Annotated in this window: 19 protein-coding genes and 1 tRNA gene; 11 read left to right on the top strand and 9 right to left on the bottom strand. The window is 62.8% G+C overall.

What is annotated here, in order from left to right:
• Window positions 1-43 precede the first annotated feature (43 nt).
• From pip to EO245_RS09420, 4 genes are read right to left on the bottom strand one after another with little or no spacing between them, the layout of a single operon-like run.
• Window positions 44-1,009, bottom strand: a complete 966-nt coding sequence (pip, locus tag EO245_RS09435; protein WP_128892683.1) for a prolyl aminopeptidase — start codon at window positions 1,007-1,009, stop codon at window positions 44-46.
• A gap of 7 nt (window positions 1,010-1,016) precedes the next feature.
• Window positions 1,017-1,823 carry a phosphodiester glycosidase family protein gene (locus EO245_RS09430; protein ID WP_234026868.1) on the bottom strand — a complete coding sequence of 269 codons (807 nt, stop codon included), beginning with the start codon at window positions 1,821-1,823 and terminating at the stop codon, window positions 1,017-1,019.
• Entirely contained in the window at window positions 1,820-3,352 is a 1,533-nt protein-coding gene (gene trpE / locus EO245_RS09425; RefSeq protein ID WP_128892682.1) for an anthranilate synthase component I, read from the bottom strand. Before trpE ends, EO245_RS09430 begins: the two co-directional genes overlap by 4 nt.
• 8 nt (window positions 3,353-3,360) lie before the next feature.
• Entirely contained in the window at window positions 3,361-5,289 is a 1,929-nt protein-coding gene (locus EO245_RS09420) for a peptidylprolyl isomerase (RefSeq protein ID WP_128892681.1), read from the bottom strand.
• A 185-nt stretch (window positions 5,290-5,474) separates the two neighbouring features.
• On the opposite strand from EO245_RS09420, the gene tpiA reads away from it, so the two are divergent.
• From tpiA to EO245_RS09405, 3 genes are all read left to right on the top strand, one after another.
• Window positions 5,475-6,245: a triose-phosphate isomerase gene (gene tpiA / locus EO245_RS09415; RefSeq protein ID WP_128892680.1), complete on the top strand. Its 771-nt coding sequence runs from the start codon at window positions 5,475-5,477 to the stop codon at window positions 6,243-6,245.
• A 65-nt stretch (window positions 6,246-6,310) separates the two neighbouring features.
• A complete protein-coding gene (gene secG, locus EO245_RS09410; RefSeq protein ID WP_128892679.1) occupies window positions 6,311-6,691 on the top strand; it encodes a preprotein translocase subunit SecG in 381 nt (126 codons plus the stop codon).
• An 88-nt stretch (window positions 6,692-6,779) separates the two neighbouring features.
• Window positions 6,780-8,414, top strand: coding sequence for a CTP synthase (locus EO245_RS09405; RefSeq protein ID WP_128892678.1), 1,635 nt, complete (start codon window positions 6,780-6,782; stop codon window positions 8,412-8,414).
• A gap of 369 nt (window positions 8,415-8,783) precedes the next feature.
• Here the strand turns inward: EO245_RS09405 and EO245_RS09400 are convergent, their stop codons facing one another.
• A complete protein-coding gene (locus tag EO245_RS09400; protein WP_128892677.1) occupies window positions 8,784-9,257 on the bottom strand; it encodes an Hsp20 family protein in 474 nt (157 codons plus the stop codon).
• A 164-nt stretch (window positions 9,258-9,421) separates the two neighbouring features.
• On the opposite strand from EO245_RS09400, the gene grxC reads away from it, so the two are divergent.
• The 5 genes from grxC (at window position 9,422) to EO245_RS09375 (ending at window position 11,750) form a co-directional block, all read left to right on the top strand.
• Window positions 9,422-9,685 carry a glutaredoxin 3 gene (gene grxC, locus EO245_RS09395; RefSeq protein ID WP_128892676.1) on the top strand — a complete coding sequence of 88 codons (264 nt, stop codon included), beginning with the start codon at window positions 9,422-9,424 and terminating at the stop codon, window positions 9,683-9,685.
• The gene (locus EO245_RS09390; RefSeq protein ID WP_128892675.1) at window positions 9,686-10,501 is read left to right on the top strand and encodes a carbon-nitrogen hydrolase family protein; all 816 of its coding nucleotides are present in this window, start codon (window positions 9,686-9,688) and stop codon (window positions 10,499-10,501) included. It abuts the gene before it with no gap.
• Window positions 10,502-10,506: 5 nt separating this feature from the next.
• On the top strand, window positions 10,507-10,968 hold the full coding sequence (locus tag EO245_RS09385; RefSeq protein ID WP_128892674.1) for a DUF1178 family protein: 462 nt from the start codon (window positions 10,507-10,509) through the stop codon (window positions 10,966-10,968).
• Window positions 10,969-11,007: 39 nt separating this feature from the next.
• Window positions 11,008-11,084, top strand: a tRNA-Arg gene (locus tag EO245_RS09380).
• Window positions 11,085-11,171: 87 nt separating this feature from the next.
• Window positions 11,172-11,750: a GNAT family N-acetyltransferase gene (locus tag EO245_RS09375; RefSeq protein WP_128892673.1), complete on the top strand. Its 579-nt coding sequence runs from the start codon at window positions 11,172-11,174 to the stop codon at window positions 11,748-11,750.
• Between the two features lie 6 nt (window positions 11,751-11,756).
• On the opposite strand, the gene EO245_RS09370 is transcribed toward EO245_RS09375, so the two are convergent.
• From EO245_RS09370 to hppD, 4 genes are all read right to left on the bottom strand, one after another.
• Entirely contained in the window at window positions 11,757-12,953 is a 1,197-nt protein-coding gene (locus tag EO245_RS09370) for an MFS transporter (protein ID WP_128892672.1), read from the bottom strand.
• A gap of 107 nt (window positions 12,954-13,060) precedes the next feature.
• A complete protein-coding gene (locus tag EO245_RS09365) occupies window positions 13,061-13,978 on the bottom strand; it encodes a mechanosensitive ion channel family protein (protein ID WP_199798644.1) in 918 nt (305 codons plus the stop codon).
• 77 nt (window positions 13,979-14,055) lie between these two features.
• Window positions 14,056-14,619 (bottom strand): VOC family protein, encoded by a 564-nt coding sequence (locus tag EO245_RS09360; protein WP_128892671.1) that lies wholly within the window; start codon window positions 14,617-14,619, stop codon window positions 14,056-14,058.
• On the bottom strand, window positions 14,616-15,728 hold the full coding sequence (hppD, locus tag EO245_RS09355) for a 4-hydroxyphenylpyruvate dioxygenase (RefSeq protein WP_128892670.1): 1,113 nt from the start codon (window positions 15,726-15,728) through the stop codon (window positions 14,616-14,618). Before hppD ends, EO245_RS09360 begins: the two co-directional genes overlap by 4 nt.
• Window positions 15,729-15,857: 129 nt before the next feature.
• Here hppD and EO245_RS09350 point away from each other — a divergent pair, with 129 nt between their 5' ends.
• The 3 genes from EO245_RS09350 (at window position 15,858) to pdhA (ending at window position 18,651) form a co-directional block, all read left to right on the top strand.
• Window positions 15,858-17,015, top strand: coding sequence for an acyl-CoA dehydrogenase family protein (locus EO245_RS09350; RefSeq protein ID WP_128892669.1), 1,158 nt, complete (start codon window positions 15,858-15,860; stop codon window positions 17,013-17,015).
• Between the two features lie 95 nt (window positions 17,016-17,110).
• Window positions 17,111-17,389: a septum formation initiator family protein gene (locus tag EO245_RS09345; RefSeq protein WP_128892668.1), complete on the top strand. Its 279-nt coding sequence runs from the start codon at window positions 17,111-17,113 to the stop codon at window positions 17,387-17,389.
• A 227-nt stretch (window positions 17,390-17,616) separates the two neighbouring features.
• Complete coding sequence (gene pdhA / locus EO245_RS09340) at window positions 17,617-18,651, top strand: pyruvate dehydrogenase (acetyl-transferring) E1 component subunit alpha (protein WP_370246181.1); 1,035 nt, start codon at window positions 17,617-17,619, stop codon at window positions 18,649-18,651.

The following is an 18,651-nucleotide window of genomic DNA, read 5'->3' as shown; positions in this document are numbered from 1 at the left end:
GGCCTTCGCCCTTATCACGCGGGCAATCAAGAAAGTTTCGGTTTCAGGCGGTCTTGCCGGCAAGCTTGTCGGTCGCGCGGACCAGACCGTCGATGATGCCCGGCTCGCCTGCGCTGTGACCGGCATCATGCACGATCCACAGATCCGCTTCGGGCCATGCCTTTTTGAGCGCCCATGCCGAGGTCGGCGGGGTGCAGATGTCGTGGCGGCCCTGCACGATAATGCCGGGAATGCCTTTCAGCTTGTCGACATTCTTCAGAAGCTGCGCTTCCTCGAGGTAGAAATCGTTGAGGAAGAAGCGCGCGCAGATGCGGGCAAAGGGGACGGCTTTCGACGGGTCGGCGAAATCGTCGAGCAGGTTTTCGTCGGGCAGCAGCGTCGCGACATTGCCCTCCCACAGCGACCATTCTTTCGCAGCAGCGAGGCGGGTGGCTTCGTCGTCGCTGGTGAGGCGGGTGTGGTACGCCTCGACGAGGTTGCCGCGCTCCTCTTCCGGGATGTGGCCGGAGAAGTCGTCCCACTGCTCGGCCATGATCTCGCTGGCGCCGTAGGTGTAGAGCCAGTCCTTCTCCTTCTGGCGAGCGAGGAAGACGCCGCGCAGGACGAGTTCGGTCGTGCGCTCGGGATATTTCTGGGCGTAGGCCAGTGCGAGGGTCGCTCCCCAGCTGCCGCCGAAGACCTGCCATGCATCGTGACCGCACATTTCGCGCAGCCGCTCGATATCCTCGACGATGCGCCAGGTGTCGTTGTTCTCGATCTCGGCGAAGGGAAGCGATTTGCCGCAACCGCGCTGGTCGAACAGCAGAACGTCGTAGAGGTCGGGGTCCCACTGCCGGCGGTGCGACGGGCTCATGCCGCCGCCGGGTCCGCCGTGCAGGAAGACGGCAGGTTTCGCGCCCGGCGTACCGACGCGCTCGTAATAGAGCGAGTGGCCTTCGCCGACATCGAGCATTCCGGTCTCGTAGGGCTCGATCTCGGGATAGAGCGTGCGTTCGTACTGGATGGTCATGCTCGGATCATTCCTTCTCTTCGACCACGATCAGCGGGCCAAGGGCCGCGCCATTGTCGAGGCGGTCGTTCGCCGGGTCCCAAAGTGCGGAGATATTGCCGTCTAGGAACAGCGCGTTTGGTGTCTTGAGTTCGTCGCGGAAAAAACGGGCGAGGCGGCCGAAGCTGATCGCGTCCTCCGACTTGACGAAATGCGCGCGGCCCTGGGCATCGATGCCGACGCCGTTGCGGATCGCCTTGCTTGGTCCGTCTTCGGTGATTTCCGGGTGGATCTTGCCGTCGATCACCAGCATCGGGCCGCTCTGGGTGCCGAAAGCCGGGCGATCGCCGACGTTGGAGTAGAAGTCGTCGGCTGTGCGCACCTGCCATTTGCCACCGGTCCCGAAGAACACGCCGTTCGGCTTGAGGTGGAAATTGCCTGGGCCGTCATTGCGGTTGAGCTCTTCGAGCCTTTCGCCATTCTCGACGTAGTATCCGATCGGATCGCCTTCGCCGTCGAACATTCCGCCATTGACGGCGAATGCGACGAGCGGCGCGTCGGAGGCGCGGCTTCCGGCCAGGTTGGGCAGGCTGCGATAGGGTGCACCGTCGTCCGGGCCGAGATCGGTGGTGATGCTGTGCTTGGCCGGATCGGCGATGCAATGCGTGAAGGTCGACGCTTCGAACTCGACAGTCCGACAAGCCGACTCACGCGCCGGAAGTGCCGGTTCCTCCGCGACGCCGCTCCCGATCTCGGTCCGCATGACCGGCTTGCCTTCGGGCGCGGGGTCGCAGGCGGTCAACGCGAGCAGTGGGATAAGAAGGAGGCGTTTCACTGGCCGAACTCCGGCTCGCTTGCCACGCGCGCAGCCTCTTTCGCGGCAGCCAGCAGGGCGCCTGCCTTGGCCTCGCATTCGCGCTGTTCATAGGCGGGATCGCTGTCAGCCACGATGCCGGCGCCTGCCTGTACGTGCATGGTTCCGTCCTTTACGACCGCGGTGCGCAGGACGATGCAGCTATCGACCGAGCCGTCCGGTGCGAAGTAGCCGACACCGCCGGCGTAGGGACCACGCGCATCCTGCTCCAGCTCTGCAATGATCTCGCAGGCGCGGATTTTCGGGGCGCCGCTGACCGTCCCTGCGGGAAATCCTGCGAACAATGCCTCGAGCGCATCGTGCTGTGGGTCGAGCTGACCGACCACGTTGGAGACGATGTGCATGACGTGGCTGTAGCGTTCGATGGTGAAGCTGTCGGTCACCTCGACCGTGCCTTTCGCAGCAACCCGGCCAACGTCGTTGCGCCCAAGGTCGAGCAGCATCAGGTGCTCGGCGCGTTCCTTGGGATCGGCGAGCAGGCTTTCCTCCGCCTCGCGGTCGGCCTGCGGCGTTGCACCGCGCGGCCGCGTGCCGGCGATCGGGCGAATGGTGACTTCGCCATCGCGCACCCTGACAAGGATTTCGGGGCTCGAACCGACAACCGCGAAGCCGGGCAGATCGAGGAAATAGAGGAAGGGCGAGGGATTCACCCTGCGAAGCGCCCGGTAAAGCTGGATCGGCGGGAGCGGGAAGGGGCACTCGAAGCGCTGCGAGAGGACGACCTGGAAGATGTCGCCCGCCTCGATGTAGCTCTTCGCCCGGGTGACCATTCCCGCATAGTCGGCCGCATCCATCTGCGGCTCGAGAGCCATGTCGGGAGCGACCGGCAGGCGCTGTTGCGGCGGGGCGGAGCGGGCGAGCGCGCGCAGCGTCTCGTCGATACGTTCGCCGGCCAGATCAACCTGCTTCGCAGGTTCGGCGTCGGAAGGCCAAAGCGGCGCGATCGCGAAAAGCTCTTCTTTCAATCCATCGAAAACGAGGATGACCGTCGGCCGGGCGAACAGCATGTCCGGCAGGCCAAGCCCGTCGTTCTTCGCGCGCGGCAATTTCTCGACGAGGCCTATGGTTTCGTAGCCGAAATAGCCCACGAGGCAGGCAAGCGCCGGTGGAAGTCCCTCGGGCACGTCGATCCGACATTCAGCGACCAGTTCTCGCAGCGCCGCCATCGTATCGACCGTGCATGCGTCGAATGCGTCTCGGTCATGCTGCCAGTTGCGATTGATCGCCGCTTCCTCGCCCTTGGCGCGGAAGACGAGATCGGGAGCGAGGCCGAGCAGGCTGTAGCGCCCGCGGATCTCGCCACCCTCGACCGATTCCAGCAGGAAATCGCCACGGCCTTCCTCGATCAGCTTGGCAGCTGCGCCAACGGGTGTCTCGGTATCCGCGACCACTCGGCGCCAGACGAGCGATGCCTCGCCCCTGCCGAGGGCGGCAATCGCGTCATCCGCATTGATCGGTGCGGCGCTGGAAGGCTGGGCCTCGCGGGGCATGCGGCCCCTTAGCGTTCGCCGAGGAGCGCCTTGCGCACTGCCTCGATTGCCGTCTCGTTACGCTCGATCTCGACATCGTCCTTGATCGCATCGCGCATCTGCTCGGCATATTCGCGGCCGAAGAGCTGGGCGAGTTCGCGGCGGGTTTGCTCGAGAGCCGGATCGTTGTCCGCCAGCGTGCCGGTCTCGATGTTTTCGAGGTCGACGATGAACCAGCCCGCGTTCGACGGTGCTTCCAGCTTCTTCGCGGTGCCTTCGGCCATGCTGAACATCAGCGCGAGCGGGGCGGGAACGCGCTGCCCCGACTGCTCGAGCTGCTGACGCGAGAGGTTGATGCTGTCGACAGCCGGGAGCGGCTTGCTCTCAGCGCGAATGGCTGCGGCGAGGGTCTGGCCGTCCTTCAGGCGTTCGAGGACGCGATCTGCGGCTGCCTTGGCGAGCTTCGATCCTTCCGACAGGCGATAGGCCGCAATGACCTGGTCGCGGATCTCGGCCAGCGGAGCGGCTGCGGATTCGGTGATGTCGGCCGTCTCGAAGACGAGGAACGTGCCGCCCGGCGGGATCTCGGTGATTTCCGGTTCGCCTTCATCCATCTCGAATGCGGTCTGCAGCGCCGGCAGGATCGCGTCGGGAGCGCGCGTTTGCGTCCCGTACACTGCGCCCGCCGCGGTGAGGGCCGGCGTGGTCTGTACCTGAGCACCGACTTCGGCGGCGATTTCGGGGAGGGCGGCGCCTTCCTGGATCAGCCCGTCGACCAGCTCGGCAAGATCGGTGAGGGCCGTGCGGCGCTTCTGCACTTCGAGTGCTGCACGGATTTCGCTGCGAGCCTGGTCGAGGGTGCGGGCAGCCTGCCGGTCGATCGCATCGACCCGGGCAACGTGGAAGCCGAGGCCACTGCGAGCCGGGGCGGCAACCGTCCCGCGCTCTGCCGCGAAGATGGCGTTCGCCACTGCCGAGGAAGTCTGCGAGGAAAACTCCGCCTTGGTCGCATTGTCGATGGTCGTCGTGCTGAGACGCGCCTCGCGCGCCGCCTGTTCGAGCGATCCACCCGAGCGGACCCGGTTACGAATAGCCTCGGCCGCCTGCTGGGTCGGGACGATCAGCTGCGTGACCGTGCGACGTTCAATCGCTGCGAACTGGGCAGAATTCTCGCGGTAATAAGCTGCGATCTCGGCATCGGTCGGGATGGCCCGATCGCCGAGCTGTTCTGCGCCGAAAGTGAAGTAGCGGATCTGGCGACGTTCCGGACGGATGAAGTCGCCACGGTTCGCGGTGTAGAACTTCTGCAGTGCATCGGCCGACGGGTCGTCCGAGGGGGCGAAGACGGCGCTCGGCAGGATGGCGATCGAACCTTCGCGGCTTTCCTTGCGAAGCGCGGCGTAGCGGCGAATGATGCTGTCGGGTGCCTTGGCACCGAATGCGGCGGGCACGAGCACCTGCTGTGCGAGCAGGCCCTGGCCAAGGTCGTCGCGGACCTGCGCATCGGTCAGGCGGCGCGAGGCGAGCGCCTGGCGATAGGCTTCCTGGTCGAAATTGCCGTCCGCCCCGCGAAAGGCCGGGATATTCATGATCTCGCTATTCACGAGATTGTCGCCGGCGCGCAGGCCGTTGTTCTTCGCGTAGACCGCAATCGCCGTGCGTTCGAGCAGCTGGTCGAGCACGTCGTCGAGGCCGCCTTGTTCGATAAAGACCGGCATCGAGATCGTCGGATTCTGCTGGCGTGCCGAATCGACCGCGGATGCTGCAGCGGTCGTCAGGTCCGAGCTGCTGATCTTCTCGTCACCGACGACTGCGACGCGCTCGCCACCTGCGATGCCGCCGAATGTCGAATTCATCGCCACATCGCTCGTCGCGAAGGCGAAGCCGATCAGGGCGACGAAGGCCAGGGTAACGGGAACGCCGAACTTCGATTTGAAGAAATTACGGAAAAACTGCATGTGGTGGTCGGTCCGGAAATTGCTGCGGCGCGTGGCCGGTGATGTGAAGGGGCGCTTTATCCGCCCTGCGACCTCGCCGCAACACTCGCCGCTTTGTTTTGACCTTATCGACAAGTCGCGCTAGCGGACCGCGCCCCCGCACCCATATAGGTGCGCCAACTCACATTAAATCGCAGGAATGTCGTATGGCCGACCGGCCCTATATCGTTGGCAACTGGAAAATGAACGGGACGCGCGCGATGCTGTCGCAGGCGCGCTCGATCGACCGCGCCGCTCAGAACCTGATGAAGGTCGAAGTCGCGCTCGCGCCGCCTTACACGCTTATCCACCCCGTTCACCGCGAAGCCGAGCAGATCGGCGTCGGCGCGCAGGATTGCCATCCGGGTGAAGACGGGCCGCACACCGGTGACATCTCGGCGTCGATGGTGGCCGACGCCGGTGCGAAATTCGTCATCCTTGGCCACAGCGAGCGTCGCCAGGACCATGGCGAAACGAACACGCTGATCCGCGAGAAGGGCGCATCTGCGCTCGAAGCCGGCATGCGCATCCTGCTGTGCGTCGGCGAATCGGAAGAGACCCGCGACGAAGGGAAGGCGGAAAGCTTCGTTACTCGCCAGCTCAAGGCCTCGCTGCCCGAGACGCTCGACAACCCGGAAGAAAGCCTCACCGTCGCCTACGAACCCATCTGGGCCATCGGCACTGGTCGGACGCCCACCGTCGAAGACATCGGCGCGATGCACTGCGCGATCCGCGCGACGCTGGTCGAGCTATACGGTGAAGAGCAGGGGCAGGCCGTCCGCATTCTCTATGGCGGTTCGGTCAATGCCGACAATGCGCGCGACCTGCTCGCAGCAGACGAAGTCGGCGGAGCACTGGTCGGCGGTGCGAGCCTCACTGCAGAGAGCTTCCTCGGCATCGTGATTGCCGCTGCGGAGCTGCAGGACCAGCCGGCCTGAGCGAACTTGCCGTTTTCCCTGTGCGGCACTAGATGCGTGCCAGCACACAGATCGAGAATTTCCCAATGTCCCTTTTTCTTTTCCTCACCGTGCTCCAGGCGATCGTCGCCGCAGCGCTAGTCGGTGTAATCCTGATGCAGCGTTCGGAAGGTGGCGGCCTCGGTATCGGCGGCAACCCGAACGGCATGATGAGCGCACGCGGCGCGGCGGATTTCCTGTCGCGCGCGACCAAGTGGCTCGCAATTGCCTTTGTGATCCTGTCGATTGCGCTAGCTGCCGTTGCCGTGGGCCAGGGCTCGGATGCGGAAATCACCTCGACCATCGATCGTAACGTCGTTGCCGAGGAAGACCCGCTTGCCGGTATCACCGGTGGAGGCACCAGCTCGACGCCTGCTCCGGCCGAAACGGCTCCGGCAGACGACCCGCTTTCCGGCGCGACCGAGTAAGCATTTCACCTGCGTTTGTGGATTGCGGCATTTTGCCGCAGCAATCCGCTTGCGCCGAATCCGATTTCAAGCGTAAGGGCCGACTCCCATGGCGCGGTATATTTTTATCACCGGCGGCGTGGTCTCCTCGCTCGGTAAAGGTCTCATGGCAGCAAGCCTCGGTGCTTTGCTGCAGGCACGCGGATACAAGGTCCGTATTCGCAAGTTCGATCCGTATCTCAATGTAGATCCGGGTACGATGAGCCCATACCAGCATGGCGAGGTCTACGTCACCGACGACGGGGCGGAAACCGACCTCGACCTTGGGCACTACGAGCGTTTTACCGGCGTTTCGGCGCGGCAGAGCGACAACATCACCTCTGGCCGGATCTACCAGCAGATCATCGCGAAGGAGCGCCGCGGCGACTACCTCGGTGCGACGGTCCAGGTGATCCCGCACGTGACCGACGCAATCAAGGAATTCGCGCTCGCCGACCAAGACGACCTCGATTTCATCCTGTGCGAGATCGGCGGGACCGTCGGCGACATCGAGTCGCTGCCCTTCATGGAAGCCATCCGCCAGTTGCGGAACGAGCTCGAGCCGATGCAAACGCTCAGCGTCCACGTCACGCTCGTGCCCTATATCGCGGCAGCGGGCGAGCTGAAGACGAAGCCGACGCAGCACTCGGTTCGCGAACTGGCGTCGCTCGGGATCAAGCCCGACGTGCTGCTGTGCCGTGCGGAGCATCCGCTGCCCGAGAACGAGCGCCGCAAGATCGCGCAATTCTGTAACGTGCGTCCCGAGGCGGTCATTCCCGCACTCGATGCGCCGTCGATCTATTCGGTTCCGCTGCAATATCACCAGGAAGGCCTCGACGCCGAGGTTCTGCGCGGTTTCGGCATCACCGATGCACCCGAACCGGACCTTGCGCGCTGGAACGACGTGACCGACCGCTATTTCAACCCGGAAGGCGAAGTCACTATCGGCGTCGTCGGCAAGTATGTCGGCCTGCAGGATGCCTACAAGTCGCTCAACGAAGCGCTGATCCATGGCGGCCTCGCCAACCGCGTGAAGGTCAACATCAAGTGGATCGACGCGGAAATCTTCGAGGAAGACGACGCGGCGATCGCCTCCAAGCTTGAGCCGATGCACGGCATCCTCGTGCCGGGCGGCTTCGGCGAGCGCGGCAGCGAAGGCAAGATTGCCAGCGTGCGTTTCGCGCGCGAACGAGGCGTGCCGTTCTTCGGCATCTGTCTCGGCATGCAGATGGCCTGCATCGAGGCGGCACGCCAAGCCGGACACGACAAGGCTTCCTCGACCGAGTTCGGCGAGACCGAAGAACCGGTCGTCGGCATCATCACCGAATGGATGACCGAGGAGGGCCTGCAGACCCGCGAGGCGGGCGGCGACCTTGGCGGCACCATGCGGCTCGGCGCCTATCCGGCGAAACTCGCCGGCAACAGCCATGTTAGCGCGATCTACGGCGGCGCGACCGAGATTTCCGAGCGGCATCGCCACCGGTACGAGGTCAACGGCGCTTACCGCGACTCGCTCGAAGGGACGGGGCTGGTGTTCTCGGGAATGTCGCCCGATGGCCTTCTTCCGGAGATCGTCGAGCGGCCCGACCACCCCTGGTTCGTCGGCGTCCAGTTCCATCCGGAGCTGAAATCCAAGCCTTTTGAGCCACATCCGCTGTTCGATGGCTTCATCAAGGCCGCGCTGCACCAATCACGCCTCGTCTGATACAATCTGCACAAATTCAACGCGTTGCGCGCAGTTATATAACCTGCGTGCAACGCGATGCTTTATATGCGCTTAGCGTGACGCAATTTTCATAGCCATTTTCAGGCTATCACTCTTTATCTTTTGATAGTTTTCCCGCATGAAGCGACTGGAGGACAACCCACTCATGGGATTGGAGCATTTGCCGGGCGCTGCCCCGGTTAAAGTGCTTGTCCGAAATTGATCGTCTTCTGCGACCCGGACGGTCATTTTCCGGACAAGGCGGCGTTAACGTCGCGGGGGCGGGCTTTCGGGTTCGCCCCCTTCGCATAAGAAAACGGCCCGCATCCGGTGAGGAGCGGGCCGTATTCGTTTCAGCTTAGGGCGTTCTTACGCGGCGTCGGCCTCGTCGCCCTTATTGCCTTCGATGACCGAAAGGCCGGACTGGCCGTTCACGGCGATCTTCTTCGGCTTCATGGCTTCGGGCACTTCGCGCAGCAGGTCGATCACCAGCAGGCCGTCTTCAAGCGCGGCGTTTTCAACGCGGACATAGTCGGCCAGCTCGAAGCGGCGTTCGAAACCGCGGTTGGCGATGCCAACGTGCAGCATTTCGCCGTCCTGCGCTTCGTCGCGCTTCTTGCCCTGGACTACGAGCAGGTTCTGCTGGGCGGTGATATCGAGGTCAGCAGGCTTGAAGCCGGCGACGGCCAGCGTGATGCGATATTCGTCATCGCCGCGGCGCTCGATATTGAAAGGCGGGTAATTGTCCCCGGAGTTCGCACGCGCCTGGTTTTCCAGGATGTCGAACAGGCGGTCGAAACCGACGGTCGAGCGGCGATAGGGGGTGAAATCGAAACGTGACATTGTTCAAATCCTCCATTGAGCAACTTGCCTATCGGATGGCCCGGACATCCGGCACCTTCCAGTCGAGAAGCCTGCCCCGTTGCGGCGACGGGCTCCATGTCCCAGATAGGTGGGTGGATGGGTATTTCAAGATTCGGCCAACGGGCCGGAATGCAGGTGATTTCATGAGCGGACCGACAATCGACATCTACACCAAATTCGGCTGCGGTTATTGCTACCGCGCGAAGCAGTTGCTCGAACGCAAGGGCGCGCAATTCAACGAGTTCGACATCACCATGGGCGGGCCGAAGCGCGAGGAAATGCTCGAACGCGCACCCGATGCCCGCACGGTGCCGCAGATTTTCATCGGGGACACCTATGTCGGCGGCTCGGACGAGCTCCACGCGCTGGAGCGCGAAGGCAAGCTCGACGCGCTGCTGGCCGGTTGAATGACGCGCATCGCCGTCTTGCAGATGACTTCGGGCGTCGATCCCGAAGCCAATGCCGAAGTGCTCGTCGGCGCAGTCGGGGAAGCCGCGAGGGGTGGGGCGGAAATGCTCTTTACGCCTGAAATGTCCGGCATGCTCGACCGCAACCGCGAGCGGGCTGCCAAGCATGTATCGAGCGAGGACAGCGACCTTGTGCTGGCTGCAGTCAGGACGGCCGCACGAGAGAACGGGGTGACGGTTGCAATCGGATCGCTCGCCTTGGTGGGCGAGGGCGGCAAGTGGGTGAACCGGTCGTTCGTCGTCGGAAGCGACGGAGAAATCGTCGAGCGATACGACAAAATGCACATGTTCGACGTCGAGCTTTCGACCGGTGAAAGCTGGCGGGAGTCGAACGCTTATGCTGCCGGTGAAAAGGTGGTGACGGCCGAAACCCCGGTTGGACGCCTTGGCCTGACCGTTTGCTACGATATCCGCTTCCCCTCTCTGTTTGCAGCCCTCGGCGATGCGAAATGCGATGCGATCGCCATCCCAGCTGCTTTCACTCGCCCGACCGGCAAGGCGCATTGGCACGTGCTCCAACGCGCGCGGGCGATCGAGGCGAGCGCATTTGTCGTCGCGGCCGCGCAGGTCGGCAAACATGAGGACGGGCGCGAAACATACGGCCACAGCCTCGTCGTCGATCCGTGGGGGGAAGTGCTGCTCGATATGGGCGGGGAGGGCCCGGGTCTCGCCTTTGCCGAGATCGATCCCGCTCGGATCGAGGAGGTCAGGCGCCAGGTGCCGAGCCTTGCCAACCGGCGGAAAATCGCCATTTAGGCGCGATGATCGTTTTCGACCTCCACTGCGCAAACGGCCACCGTTTCGAGGGCTGGTTTGGCTCGTCCGGCGACTTCGAAGACCAGCAGGATCGCGGCCTGGTAAGTTGTCCCGAATGCGCTTCGCCCGAAGTGTCGAAAGCGCCGATGGCTCCTGCCGTCCCGCGCAAGGGTAACCAGCAGGTCGACACCACCGACAATCGCACCCCGATGACCAGCGGCGAAATCCCGCCCGAGGTGAGGAAAGCGATGAAGGCGCTCGCCGAAGCGCAGAAGAAGGCTCTCGCGCAGAGCAAGTGGGTTGGCGACGACTTCGCCGAACAGTCGCGCGCGATGCATTACGGCGAGAAGGACCTCGAGGCGATCCACGGCAAGGCGACGCTCAAGGAAGCTAAGGAATTGCTCGACGAGGGCATCGACGTCGCGCCGCTGCCGTTTCCGATCGCCGAGCCCGACGAACTCAACTGATTGCATCGGTTCGGAGCGCCCCTTATGGAGCCTTCCGGGGCGCCCGTAGCTCAGTCGGATAGAGCACCAGATTCCTAATCTGGGGGCCACAGGTTCGAATCCTGTCGGGCGCACCACTTCCCGCGAAATTCAGCTTGAGTTGCAGCCGTCCGTTGCGGCACTCTGCATATGCGTGGTCGCATACGCAGGGGCTATTTCGGCTGATGATCATCGAAACCCATCTCAACGACGGCAGCCCGGTCTGCATCCGGTCGGTGCGCAAGGAGGATGAGGAGCGCCTGCGCGAAGGCATTGCGAAACTCTCGCCGCAGTCGCGATACCTGCGTTTCTTTTCCGGCATGCCCCAGCCGCCGCAAACGGTGCTCGACCGGCTGCTCGATGTCGACGGCCACGACCATATCGCATGGGGCGCGATCCGGACCGATCTGGATGAGGCGCCGGCAATCGGCGTGGTCCATGCATTTCGCGATAGGGAAGACGCTTCGGTGGCGGATTTCTCGGTCGCGGTGATCGACGAGTATCACAAGCGCGGCCTTGCACGCCTGCTGACGGCGGTGCTGCTGCTCGACTGCCGCGACGAGGATTACGACCGGCTGTCGGTCCATATCCTGCCGGAGAACAAGCCTGCGCTCACGCTCGCCAAATCGCTTGGCGCGGAGCATGTCGGCTACGAATCCGGCGTATCGCAGTTCGAGATCGACATCGAAAACGCGCTCGCAACGCTCAAGCAGGAAACCGACGTTCCCGGGCTGGCGGAAGTGTTCGAGCAGTTCGGCGGGTAGGGCTCATCAGGCGGGCACGCGCTGCTCGTACAAGCTTCGCGCCAGGTAAGACAACACGCCGAGCGATCCGGAAATCCCGACAAGCAATGCACAGGTTCCGGCCCAGCCGAACGCATCGTAGACGGTCGTGCCGAGGATGCTGGCCAGTCCGCCGCCGATGAACATGAGCACGATGTAGATCGTCGTCAGCCTGGTTCTCAGGCTCGGCTCGAGCGACAGGAAGGTCATCCGGCCGGTTACGTCGATACCGGGGCCGACGAGATTGCCGATGAACAGCGGAATGAGCAGCAACCACAGCGACTGGCCGAGTGGCCAGAGCAGAAGTAGGCCGCCGAATTGGATCAGCGCGAACACGAAGCGCGCCTTGCGTGGACCGACCGAGTCCGCCCAGCGCCCCAGACGCGGAGTCGAGAAAATGCTGACCGCCGAAATGCCCGCGAGGTAGCCGACCGTATCGACGCCGTATCCCATCTCATCACTGGTGAGATGCAGCGCGAGACCGAGCCACAATGCAATGAAGCCGCCGAAGTTGAGTGCCTGGATCGCGCCCGACAACAGGACTTCGCGATGCTGCTTCATCAGAGGGAAGAGGGAAGCGACGAGTGCTCCGTATCCGGTCCGGTTTTCATCGGCACCCCCGCGGCGACCTTCCATAAGGAAGGGGAGGGCGAGGGTGATGGCGAGCATGAGGCTCGTCGCGATCCAGTAAACCGCGCGCCACCCGAAATGTTCGGTCACCACGCCTGCGCCGACCCGTGCGATCAAGATGCCGAGAATTACGCCGGCAGTGAGCAGGGCGGTGACTTGTCCCAATCGCTCGGGCGCTACGCGCTTCGAGGCATAGGCGGGCAGCAGGTATGGCGCGATGGTGAAGAAGCCGAGCGCGGTTGAGCCGATGGTGAAGACCGTGAAGCTATCCGACAGCGTCATCGCGGCGAGCGACAGTGTCTGGCCGCTCACGAATACGACGGTAAGGCGCTTGTTGGAAAACCTGTCGCCCAGGGGCAGCAGCAGGAAGATGCCGATCGCCAGCGCGATCTGGTTGAGTGCCGGGACCAGCCCGATGCGCGCTTCGCTGATGCCGAAATGTGCGGCGACTTCGCCGATAATCGGGTGGATGTAATAAGCGTTCGCGGTGACCACCGCCACGACGACGGAAAGCGCGAACTCCTGCCTGCGCGAGAGATAGGCTGATGCGCTCATTGCCGCCGTTTCCACCGTGTCCCCATCATGACGCAAAACGCGCACCCGTCTCCGCCGACTAGGCTGGAAACGGGTGCTGCGCCAGATCGCTTCTCTTTAGCTTGGCGTTACTTCGCTTCGCCGGGCGCATTGCCCATTGGCACGCGCTCCTTGAAGGTATGCGTGATGTAGGGGAACGGAATTTCGATGCCCGCATCGTCGAGACCACGCTTGATTGCGCGCACCACCTTGTCGGTCGAGACCCACATGTCGCGCGGCTTTGAGCCAGCCCACCAGCGCACCTTGAAGTCGACCGAACTGGAGTTGAAGGTCGTCGCAAACACGTCGACGCCCTTGTCGGCATCGATACCTTCCACGCCTTCGACCGCTTTGCGAATGACTTCGGCTGCGTGGTCGAGGTCGGTGTCGTAGGAAACGCCTGCGACCACCTCGTGGCGACGCTGCGTTTCGTCGGTCAGGATCTCGACCGGGTTCTTGAACAGCATCGCGTTTGGAACGAGCGTCACTTCGCCCGAAAGCTTGCGGACATAAGTTTCGCGAAGGGTGATGTGCTCGACCTTGCCCTTTATGCCTTCGCACTCGATGATGTCGCCGATACGCATCTTCTCGCGCAGCATGATGAGCACGCCGGCGAGAAAATTCTCGAAAATGTCCTGGAAGGCGAAGCCGATGGCGACGGCACCGATGCCGAGGCCCGCAACGAGGCTGGCGGGGGTCATGCCCGGCATGACGACGATCAGCGCGATCATCAGGCCCACGAGCCAGATGACCAGCTTCACGACGGTGTCGATCAGGTTCTTAAGGCTGGGCCGGATTTCGGTCGAGCCGACCAGCCGGTCGGCGATTCGCATTGCGAATTTCGCGACGATCCAGGTGATCAGCAGGATGACCAGCGCGATCACCATGTTGGGCAGGGCGCGAACGAAGCCCTCCGCCATGCCGACGAGCTGGTCCTGCAGCGTCGCCAGGGTGTTCACGGTCTGGTCGTAAGTTTCGCCGGACGCGCCGGCGGTCGGATTGCTCATGATGTCCCCTTCGTTTTCGCCCTCAACGGGTGAAGGGAGGGGCAGTTCCGACCGTCGGCCCGTGCCGATCGCGGCAATCAGGCGTTGCCATGTTCCTTGCGGGCGATCTCGTGGAGCCAGGCCGCGTGCTGCGGAGCCTTCTTGGTCTGCGACCATTCCTCGAGCATCGGCATCGCGACGCGCTTCAGCTCGGCATACTGCTCATCGGTGCCGATATCGGCAGCCAGCTCGACGCGGTGGCCGTTCGGGTCGAAGAAGTAGATCGACTTGAAGATGCCGTGATGCGTCGGGCCGAGAACGTCGATGCCGAGGCTCTCGACATGGTCCTTGGCGGCAAGCAGTTCTTCTTCGCTGCCGACGCGGAATGCGAGGTGCTGGACCCACTGCGGCGTGTTTTCGTCGCGGCCCATGTCGGGCTGGTTCGGCAGCTCGAAGAAGGCGAGGATATTGCCGTTACCCGCGTCGAGGAAGACGTGCATGTAGGGATCGTAGGCGCCGGTCGAAGGAACATGGTCCTCGGCAAAGGCCGTGGTGTACTCCATGCCGAGCACCTTCTGGTACCACTCGACCGTCTCTTTCGCGTCCTTGCAGCGATAGGCAGCGTGGTGGACGCCGCCCAGCTTTACCGGGTGCTCGCTCATTCCGCCGGCTCCGTTTCGGCTTCGTCGACCTGCAGGGCGCCGCGACGGATCTGGTCGCGTTCCATGCTTTCGAACAGCGCCTTGAAGTTGCCTTCGCCGAAGCCTTCGTCACCCTTGCGCTGGATGAATTCGAAGAACACCGGACCGACCTGCGCTTCGGCAAAAATCTGAAGCAGCAGGCGGGGCTGGCCGCCTTCGGTCGTGCCGTCGAGCAGGATGCCGCGCATCTTGAGCTCATCGGCATTCTCGCCGTGGCCGGGGAGGCGCTCGTCGAGCATATCGTAATAGGTTTCCGGCGGTGCGGTCATGAACGGAACGCCGAGCTTCTTGAGGCGGTCCCATGCTTCGACAAGGTTGTCGCAGATCAGCGCAATGTGCTGGATGCCTTCGCCGTTGAACTCGCGCAGGAACTCCTCGATCTGGCCCTTGCCGCCTTCGCCTTCTTCATTGAGCGGAATGCGGATCTTGCCGTCGGGCGCAGTGAGCGCCTTGGAGGTGAGGCCGGTGTACTCGCCCTTGATGTCGAAGAAACGGATCTCGCGGAAGTTGAACAGCTTCTCGTAGTAGTCCGCCCAATAGGACATACGACCGGTGTAGACGTTGTGCGTCAGGTGGTCGATCAGCTTGAAGCCGGCACCTTCCGGGTGCTTCTCGACGCCCGGCAGGAATTCGAAATCAATGTCGTAGATCGACAGGCCGTCGCCGTTCTCGTCCTCGTAGCGGTCGACGAGATAAAGGATTGCGCCGCCGATGCCGCGGATCGCCGGGATGCGCAGTTCCATCGGGCCGGTTTCGACATGCACGGGCTCTGCGCCCTGTTCGATCAGGTGGTCCCACGCCTTCTGCGCATCACGGACACGGAAAGCCATGCCGCAAGCCGATGCACCGTGTTCGCGCGCGAAGAACCAAGCTGCGCTGCGCGGCTCGTAATTGGCGATCAGGTTGATGCCGCCCTGGCGCCACAGGTGGACGTCTTTCGAGCGGTGGGTCGCGACATGGGTAAAGCCCATTGCTTCGAACACCGGCTCCAGCACGCCCTTCTCGGGGGCGCAGAATTCGACGAACTCGAAGCCGTCCAGGCCAGCGGGATTTTCGAACAGGTCAGCCATAGAAATCAGATCCTCCAAGATTGGTTTCATTTGTAACCAGTTTGCTCGAGGAAATCAAGCGGTCTGCATCATTTGACACAACGCATTGTCGCGCTAATCGCTCCATCAATCGCGAGATTGGGAGAGACCATGCGAGAGAATGAAGAGCTTGCCGAAATCCGCCGCGCGGTACGAGCGCTGTGCGACGAGTTTCCGGGCGAGTACTGGCGCGAGAAGGATCGCGAACGCGCCTATCCCGGCGAGTTCGTCGACGCGCTGACCAAGGCGGGCTTTCTCGCGGCGCTCATTCCCGACGAATATGGCGGCAGCGGGCTCAAGCTCGATGCGGCAGCCGTGATCATGGAAGAAATCCAGGCAGCAGGCTGCAACGGCGCGGCCGCTCACGCGCAGATGTACGTGATGAACACGCTGCTTCGCTACGGCTCCGAAGAGCAAAAGCAGGAATATCTTCCAGGTATCGCCAGCGGAGAGCTGCGCCTTCAGGCCTTCGGGGTTTCGGAGCCGACCAGCGGGACCGATACGCTCAGCCTGCGCACATTCGCTAAGCGCGAAGGCGACGAATACGTCATCAACGGCCAGAAGATCTGGACGAGCCGCGCCGAGCATTCCGACCTCATGGCGCTGCTCGCGCGCACGACTCCGCGCGAGGAAGTGGCCAAGAAAACGGACGGGCTATCGCTGTTCCTCGTCGATATGCGCAAAGTCGTCGGCAATGGCATGACCATCAAGCCGATCCGCACGATGATGAACCACTCGACCACAGAGGTGTTCTTCGACGACATGCGCATCCCGGCCAGTGCGCTGATCGGCGAGGAAGGGAAGGGCTTCCGCTACATCCTGTCGGGCATGAACGCGGAACGCATCCTGATCGCCGCCGAGTGCATCGGCGATGCCAAGTGGTTCATCGAGAAGGCGAGCGACTATGCGAAAGAGCGCAATGTCTTCGGCGCGCCGATCGGGAAGAACCAGGGCGTGCAGTTCCCGATCGCGCGTTGCTACGCCCAGATGCGGGCTGCCGAACTGATGGTTCACCACGCCGCCGAGGTCTATGACGAGGGCGGCAATGCCGGGGCCGAGGCAAACATAGCCAAGATGCTCGCCTCCGAAGCGAGCTGGGCGGCAGCGGACATGTGCGTCCAGACTCACGGCGGTTTCGGATTCGCCGAGGAATACGATGTCGAGCGCAAGTTCCGCGAGGCGCGGCTCTATACGGTGGCGCCGATTTCGACCAACCTGATCCTCAGCTACCTGGCCGAGCACGTACTCGGCCTGCCGCGTTCCTACTGATAATTCGCAAATGTTTCTTGACCCGCTGAATCAGTTGTGATTCTGTAGTTAACGTGACGCGAGAGGGGCATAAAATTTCACTCCCGAGGGAGCAGATGATGCAGGGCATTGCCCTTGCGATCCTGCTCGCCATCACGGGACTTGCGATTGCCGGGCCCAGCGGGCTGCTCGCATGGGGTGAAAACAGCCAGCTCCTCGAGCAGCGCAAGATGCAGGTGGCAGCCCTGGTTGAAGAGCGCGATGCGCTGAAGAATCGGGTCGACCTGCTCAATCTCAACAATGCCGATCCGGATCTCGTTGGCGAACTGCTTCGCCGTAACCAGAACATGATCCATCCGGACGAGGTCGTCCTGACGCTTCCCGAAGCTGACTGACACGCTCCGCCCTCGGGCAATCCCTTGAATTTCGTATGCATGGCTCACGCCCCCGTTGCGTGACGCTACGTCTTGCGCCAAGAGGCTGGCACAAACCTCCCCAGGTGAACACAAAACAGGGATGAGCAGCCTTGGCCAAGCAACCCCGGACCAAAAAAGCACCGGCGAAAAAACCGGCGGCAAAGAAACCCGCCGCAGCGAAGAAAACGCCGTCGAAGTCGAAAGCGATCGCGACCGACGAGGATTTCGTCCTCCACAGCCTGCAGGAAGCGCACGAGAAATCGCCGCGCTATGATGCAAGCGTCGAGGAAATGCTGCACTTCTACGAGCAAATGCTGCTTATCCGCCGCTTCGAGGAAAAGGCCGGCCAGCTTTACGGCCTCGGCCTGATCGGCGGCTTCTGCCACCTCTATATCGGCCAGGAAGCGGTCGCCATCGGCCTGCAGAGCGCGCTCGACAGCGACAAGGACAGCGTGATCACCGGCTACCGCGATCACGGCCACATGCTCGCTTACGGTATCGATCCCAACGTCATCATGGCGGAACTGACCGGGCGCCAGGCCGGCATCTCGAAGGGCAAGGGCGGCTCGATGCACATGTTCAGCACCGAGCATAAATTCTACGGCGGCCACGGCATCGTCGGCGCGCAGGTTGCGCTCGGCGGCGGTCTTGCGCTCGCTCACCAGTACAACAACGACGGTGGCCTCTGCCTTGCCTATTTCGGCGACGGCGCGGCAAACCAGGGCCAGGTCTACGAGACCTTCAACATGGCCGCCCTGTGGAACCTGCCGATCGTTTTCGTGATCGAGAACAACCAGTACGCCATGGGAACCGCGGTCACTCGCAGCTCGGCCGAAACCGAATTCCACCGCCGCGGCACGGCATTCCGCATTCCCGGCATGGACGTGAACGGCATGGACGTGCTCGAAGTGCGCAACGCGGCCGAGATCGCGTTCAAGCATGTTCGCGAAGGCAATGGCCCGGTGCTGATGGAACTCAACACCTATCGCTATCGCGGGCACTCCATGTCCGACCCGGCGAAATATCGCACGCGCGAGGAAGTGCAGGATTACCGCGATACCAAGGACCCGATCGAGGGCCTGAAGAAGGCACTGATGGAGAAGGGCAAGACCGAGGACGACTTGAAAGCGATCGACAAGAACATCCGCAAGATCGTGTCGGAAGCGGCCGACTTCGCGGAAAGCTCGCCCGAACCAGATCCGAGCGAACTCTACACCGATGTCCTGGTCGGGGAGTATTGA

Origin of the sequence: Erythrobacter sp. HKB08, assembly GCF_004114695.1 — a bacterium.
Taxonomy (GTDB): domain Bacteria; phylum Pseudomonadota; class Alphaproteobacteria; order Sphingomonadales; family Sphingomonadaceae; genus Parerythrobacter_A.
Note: the sequence above shows the minus strand (reverse complement) of the source record. Positions and strands in the feature narration are given on the sequence as shown.